At 62.9% G+C, this 5,985-nt stretch carries 4 protein-coding genes and 5 pseudogenes; 6 read left to right on the top strand and 3 right to left on the bottom strand.

Features of this window, described 5'->3' with window-relative positions; all coding sequences use genetic code 11:
* Positions 1–200 (bottom strand): annotated as a pseudogene (locus A3A5_RS0111380) (IS4 family transposase); the annotation flags it as partial.
* A gap of 1,342 nt (positions 201–1,542) precedes the next feature.
* Here A3A5_RS0111380 and A3A5_RS38275 point away from each other — a divergent pair.
* The 4 genes and pseudogenes from A3A5_RS38275 to A3A5_RS43205 all read left to right on the top strand — a co-directional run.
* Positions 1,543–2,221, top strand: a pseudogene (locus tag A3A5_RS38275) (KfrA protein); the annotation flags it as partial.
* Positions 2,222–2,230: 9 nt separating this feature from the next.
* Positions 2,231–2,491, top strand: a complete 261-nt coding sequence (locus A3A5_RS41245; protein ID WP_035812336.1) for an H-NS histone family protein — start codon at positions 2,231–2,233, stop codon at positions 2,489–2,491.
* Positions 2,492–3,008: 517 nt separating this feature from the next.
* Complete coding sequence (locus A3A5_RS0111370; RefSeq protein ID WP_026200671.1) at positions 3,009–3,800, top strand: hypothetical protein; 792 nt, start codon at positions 3,009–3,011, stop codon at positions 3,798–3,800.
* Positions 3,797–3,991, top strand: coding sequence for a hypothetical protein (locus tag A3A5_RS43205; RefSeq protein WP_157637200.1), 195 nt, complete (start codon positions 3,797–3,799; stop codon positions 3,989–3,991). Before A3A5_RS0111370 ends, A3A5_RS43205 begins: the two co-directional genes overlap by 4 nt.
* Before the next feature lie 273 nt (positions 3,992–4,264).
* On the opposite strand, the gene A3A5_RS43200 is transcribed toward A3A5_RS43205, so the two are convergent.
* Positions 4,265–4,552 (bottom strand): hypothetical protein, encoded by a 288-nt coding sequence (locus A3A5_RS43200; protein ID WP_157637199.1) that lies wholly within the window; start codon positions 4,550–4,552, stop codon positions 4,265–4,267.
* 60 nt (positions 4,553–4,612) lie between these two features.
* On the opposite strand from A3A5_RS43200, the pseudogene A3A5_RS45625 reads away from it, so the two are divergent.
* Positions 4,613–4,744 (top strand): annotated as a pseudogene (locus A3A5_RS45625) (DNA-binding protein); the annotation flags it as partial.
* Between the two features lie 357 nt (positions 4,745–5,101).
* Positions 5,102–5,346, top strand: a pseudogene (locus A3A5_RS38265) (H-NS family nucleoid-associated regulatory protein).
* Positions 5,347–5,715: 369 nt separating this feature from the next.
* On the opposite strand, the pseudogene A3A5_RS0111355 reads toward A3A5_RS38265, so the two are convergent.
* Positions 5,716–5,985 (bottom strand): annotated as a pseudogene (locus tag A3A5_RS0111355) (IS630 family transposase); the annotation flags it as partial.

Genomic DNA, 5,985 nt, shown 5'->3' with positions numbered 1-5,985 from the left:
GGGCGCAGGCCAACGGCAACCAGCGACATGATCTCAACCGTCGTCGAGAACAATAGCTCCCGCGTGTACTGCGTTTCACGCTCCTGCTCGAACAACTCGTCGATCCAGGCCGCATCGAGGGCGCGTTGCAAGCCCAGACGCGCCATCACACTGATCGGGCTGTGTTCGATAAAGCGTTCCACCACTGCATCCAGTACCACGCTACTCACTCCGGCTTTCGTTCGAGAACACGGAGGGTGCCCTATTTCTCGTCACCTTGAAAGGGGTGCGTTTAAGAGTCTGTTCCTTCCTCCCTGTGCCTCACGATTTAAGTTGTCTATTGCGGATCGCGGGGCAACGAGCCGCCAGGAAAATGGAAGGCCCGCCGCATGGACGCGCACCCCATCCGCCAGGGGCGTGCGCAGCGCCGGATCCAGCGTGCGGATCGTCGGATGGCCCGCGACGCGGGGTGGCGCCGAACTGGCGCACGGGCGTGGCGGAAGGACACGCTGCGACGATGGCCGTCGTCGTCGGACGCACGCTCGGCTGAGGGTCGGATCACCGGCCCGCGTCCATCCTGCGCGCGCATGCTGGCCACGGCCTGCTCCAACCGCGTGCGCCGGCGCTCAGCCTCGGGTTGAACTGACGGTCTCCGGTCGGACACCAACAGAAGGTCGCGTTCGACTGACCCCCGCGTTTGGTTCAGGGCCGGTGTGCGAGAATACGCCGCGGCCAAAAGCGGAACTCGCTCCGGTCGCGACAACACAACGCGGAGACGAGATTGGCCAAGAATCTACTGGTCGGCCTGGCAACGATAATACTGGCAGCCTCGGCGTTTGCCGGCGAGCGCTACATAGAAGTCTGGAACCCGCCGGAGGCGCTCAGTTCGGCCGCGAAACCCCCAAAGCCATCGGCACACAAACCGAAGAAAAGTCGTGTGGGTGCTCCTGCAATCAGCCGGGCGCGTCGTGTGGCGGCGGTATCCACGTTACGGCCTGCCACAACGGCAAGGCCGAGCCGACCGACATTCAACGACCTTCCGCGGCAGATGACGCCAGAGGGCAACGTGCTTCGTGTGGCAGGCGGCCCGTCTCGAATTGACGTTGAGCGCTGATGCCGGCCAAGCGCGACAAGGGGTGATTGTCTTAGTGCTGCAATTGGATACGGTCGCGCCTCCAAATTCTTTGTGAGTCAATGACCCGAGGAAAGGGGCGACATTTGCGAGAGAAGGGACCTCGGAAGCCTTGGTGCGAGCGGCGGGCCGGCCACCGTATCAATCTGCAGCCAAAAGACCCGAGTACGAGACGGCCAATGACGTGGTCGGGGATGCTCCATGAACTATTCGTGACCTTACTTCCGCCAACGCTCAAAGTGGCTGCCAGGGTAGCTGATGTAAGATGGCTTGAGCTCGATTCTTAGTTCTGTCGCGGCATCAATTATGGCTTGACGTTGGGTTTTCCCGCTGTTTCTAATCGCAATCGCGCGCATCTTGATTTCGCCTGAATCAGTGCCGAGTTCTGATGGTCGACTACGTTCGCCTCCGAGCGCTGGCGGAAGCTGGTGCGCGATGCCGCGCGCGCGGAGACGGCAATGGCGCGCGAGGACGCGTTGGCGCTGTCCGCGCAGCTGGGCGAGGCCCGGCAGGCGCACGACGCCGTGCAGGCCGAACTGGCGGCCGAGCGCCAGGCGCACGCCGCGACGCGGGCGCGATGGGAAGCGGGGCGGGGGGAGCTGGAGGCTGCGGGGCGCTAGCTGGCGGAACTGCGCACCCAATTCTCGACCGAACTCGAGCGCGCGCGAGCAGGTGGTCATCGCCCAGGAACGGGCCGAGGCGAGCGAGCGGCGCGCGCTGCGCGAACTCGACCAGGAGCGCACCGCACGGCAGAAGAGCGAGCGCACCGCCGAGGAGTTGCGCGGCGAACTGGCTGCGGCGCGCAGCGAGGCGCGTGACGCCGCGGTGGCGCAGGCCGAGGTCCGCGCCCGGCTCGAGGCCCGGGCCGGAGCGCTTGTGGACCGGCTCGCGGCCGCCGAGCAGGCCCAAGGGCGGCGCGCGCTCGAGCTCGAGCGCGTGGGCACCGAGCTGGCTTCGGCGCAACGACGCGCCGAGCGCGCCGAAGCCGAGGCGGCGCTCGCGCGTCAGCTGCTGGCAGAATTGCGCGGGGCGAAGCGCAGGGCGAAGAACAGCTCGGATCGGCCCCGACCCTCTCCCCAGAAGACGGCCGCAGCAACAGCGACAGTACCAATAGCAGCGATGACCACGAACACTGAGCGGGCGGCGGCGATCCGCTGGATCCAGGACCAGATGGCCGACTATGGCCTGACCATGGAGGAGCTGCACGCGGCGGAGTGCTTTGATCCGCCACCACCCCCGCCGCCACCGCCACCTCCTCCTCCTGCGCTCTCCTACCGCAACGCCGAGGGGCTGACCTGGGATGGCCAGGGGGAGATGCCGACCTGGCTGCGGCGGGCGGTCAATGCGGGGCAGAGTGTGGAATTTTATCGGGTCGGATAACGCCAGTGCTCCCGGCTTCAACAGCGGATCGGTCTGGCAACGCATCGCTTGTGATAGCGGTTGGCGCGGGTGTCAGATCTCAATGCCACTCTTCAGCGGCATCAACCTACTGGGGCACAATATTGCAATTGCCAGTGCCGGGGCCTCGAGCCACCGCGCGACTTCGTTCTAGATCTAAGTGATTACGCCAAATGACCGAACCAACGACTTGCTCTCTGTGCACGACGAACTCTTACCGCACCACACTGCGAGGCGGCAATGGCTACCTTTACGACTGCACCGCCTGTGGCGGGATGTATGAAATCGGCACTGGTGCCCAGGCGCGCGCCGATCGGGGCGAGATGCACCCCGATGTCATCCAAACTGTGCGCAAACTGCTTACCGAGGGTCGACGCCCTCGGGTCGAATGGGACGGACCGAACGGCAACTTTGTGGTTCGGGCGGTCTGAGAAATCATCCGGGCTCGAAACATTCAAGCTCCGTGCGAAGCCGTTGCGGGGCCAACCCTTTTTTTGATATGGCGCTTCCTACCACACCATTTTTTGAAAGTGATCTTCGCGCGGTCTATGAGGTGCTGTGCGCGTCGTCGATGGCGCAAGAATTCCTTAGCGGTGCCTTTCGCTGGGATGGCGTGGAGGTTGAAGAGGGCGATCTTCTCTCGCTCGACGGTCGTGAGCTGGAGAGCCGTGAAATGGCCCAACTGATGATGATCTTCAACGGCTCCCGCGTACACGAGCAAGCCGAACGTGGGCATGGGCCAGACGACAGGCCACCCGGCACTTACTACACAACGATCAACCCTGTCGTCGTGCATGAGGGTCACAAGAATCGGGTGGGCATCTACCTCGAGGAGGATGGTCCCTCGCTGTATATTGAGGATGCCGCGAACGATGAAGGGCCGGGCGATGGCGATCCGGTCGCCGCTGCCGTTCACGTCGATCACTTCTATCTGAAAAAAGGTGCTCCTGATGGACTGGGCACGATCGCCTTCGCGTTGTGCGCGATGATGGCTCACCGGATGGGCTACAGGCACATTTCTTTGATCGCCGGTGGGGGAGTGGGGCACGATCCGAAGATGATCGGATTTAAATTCTGGCCTAAGGTTGGTTTCGATGCCGAACTTGAACCGGGTGAGACGCAGGCTGCACCCCATCTTGCTTTGTGCCGGACCGTCCAGGACGTGGTTGGGCTCGATCAAGCGTGGTGGGAGCGATGTGGCTCCCAACGACTGATGGAGTTCGATCTCGCTGCCGAAAGCCCGTCCTGGCGAAAGCTGTTAGACTACTTACACGGCAAGGAGATGATATGACTCAAGCGCTCAAGACGAATCAAGCTCGTATGACACAAAAGTCACCGAAAGTGGTCGTGCGCGCCGTCACGGCTGCGAAGACCGTTGTCGTCACTTCTGCCATGAAGACGAAGCTGAAGGAAGCAGCCAAGCGCTCTACGCGAAGTAACTTCCCTGAGTTGCCCGAGTGGCGGTCGGGTACGACGCGATGAAGAACGGGCCGGCTGGCCCGTTTTCTTATTGGTCCGGGCCGAAAGAGAAGGGGTTAGTCTGTGAAGCCGCCGCAGCTTCGGCTTCGGCGCGCAATTTCAGCTATGCCACGGCCTGACGGATCGCCATAGCTCGACATTGGCCCGGGTCGATGTTCTGCATGAAATAGTAGCCATACTCCATCATCAGGCGTGCACCCGCAGGGCGAGACCATGTTGCGGCATGTGTCCATCGCCGCGAAATCTGTTTTGGCGCTCGACCGCGATCACGGCAGTTCATAATGCTTTGGACTTGTCCTCGTTGCCCACGAGCGGCGACGAGAAGAGGATCTTGCAATTGTCGGCAATCCCCTCAGCGAACGACCACCCGTAGCTGCTGTGTTCCGCCATCTCCCGATACCGGTCGAGGAACTGCGACAACAACCCAGGTTGCAGCGGAACGGCCACGAAAGCTTCGAAGACTTCCTTTCTTAGATCCAGGCAGATCGTTTCCCAGCGACGACATTGAGCGCCTGGATGAAGGCGCCAATTTCTGTCGGATCTGCGTGGTGTGACGCCGTCCATCGATCGACGATGCGCTGCTTAAGTTCAAGCGCACCGGATGTCCCATGGAACCGGCTCAAGATGACATCGAACGCTGACTTCAGGCTGTACCGCGAGGTCTGCGGCCTGCTGTTCTTCCGTTACGGCGTCACGCCCACCGCCAACAAGCTCTACAGCCTGGTGCGCAAGGGAAGCATGGGGACGCCCGCCGAAGGCCGAGGTCCGCGCCCGGCTCGAGGCCCAGGCTGCGGCATTGACGGACCGGCTCGCGGCCGCCGAACAGGCGCAAGGCCGGCATGCTTGAGCTGGAGCGGGTGAATGGCCGAGCTAGCGGCGGCGCAGCGACGCGCCGAGCGCGCCGAAGCCGAGGCGGCGCTCGCACGTCAGCTGCTGGCAGAATTGCGCGTGGCACTGTACGAGCGGGACGGCAGCAGTCGACGGCGGGGCAAGGCCCGCCCGGCGCCAGCGGGGAACGAGGCCCGCACCCACAGCAGTCAGCGCCGGGCGCCCCGGTCGCGTCCCGCGATCCGGATGACGGCCACGACAGCAGTAACAGTACCGACAGCAGCGATGACCAAGAACATTGAGCAGGCGGCGATCCGCTGGATCCAGGAGCAGATGGCCGACTACGGGCTGACGGTGGACGAGCTCAAGGCGGCGGGATGTTTTGATACGCCGCCACCCCCACCGCCACCATCGGTGGTCTGCTACCGCAATACCGAGGCGCTGACCTGGGACGGGCAGGGGAGATGCGCGCCTGGCTGCGGCGGGCGGTCAATGCGGGGCAATCGGTGGAGTTTTTTCAGGTCGGATAAGCGCCTTCAACCACAAGGTTGGGTACCGGAGTACCGAATATTCCAGCTAAATCAGAGGCTTGCCGGGGGATGTGGCGGATTTTGCGAATCCCGGTCGACCCTTGGTACCGGCGATAATGGGGCACGTCCATCGATCGAGCCCTCCGCGTGAAAGCCCCATTCCTTGCCGTCCGTGAGCGGTTGCAGCGCTATTCGCTGCGCCACTGCCTGCCACAGCTCGGGCGCATTGCCTTGCACGTGCACGGCGATGCCCCATCGCCCTATCCGGGGCGGTGGCTCAAGGACAAAATCCCGGCGTTTCATCTACCACTACTCGCGCGCGAGCTCGTTCTCCATGCGCAGCCCGAACGAGGCCGCAGCTTCGCGAAGCTAGTGCAATGTTCCATTCTGTTTGGAACTTAAGCGGCGGTTGGCACGAATGACCTTCTGTAGGATGTCGCGAGCGCTCTTGGTCCAGATGAACGGCTTGGGGTTGGTGTTGTGGTGAGCGATGTACTCGTTGATGGCGTCGACCAGTTCCGGCACNCTGGTGAATACGCCGCGGCGAAGTCGCTCGGTTGTGATGTCACGAAAGAACCGCTCGACCATGTTCAGCCATGATGCGGAGGTGGGCGTGAAGTGCATGTTGAATCGCGGATG

It is taken from the genome of Cupriavidus sp. UYPR2.512 (assembly GCF_000379565.1).
Lineage (GTDB): Bacteria > Pseudomonadota > Gammaproteobacteria > Burkholderiales > Burkholderiaceae > Cupriavidus.
This window is presented reverse-complemented; position numbering and strand designations above follow the sequence as displayed.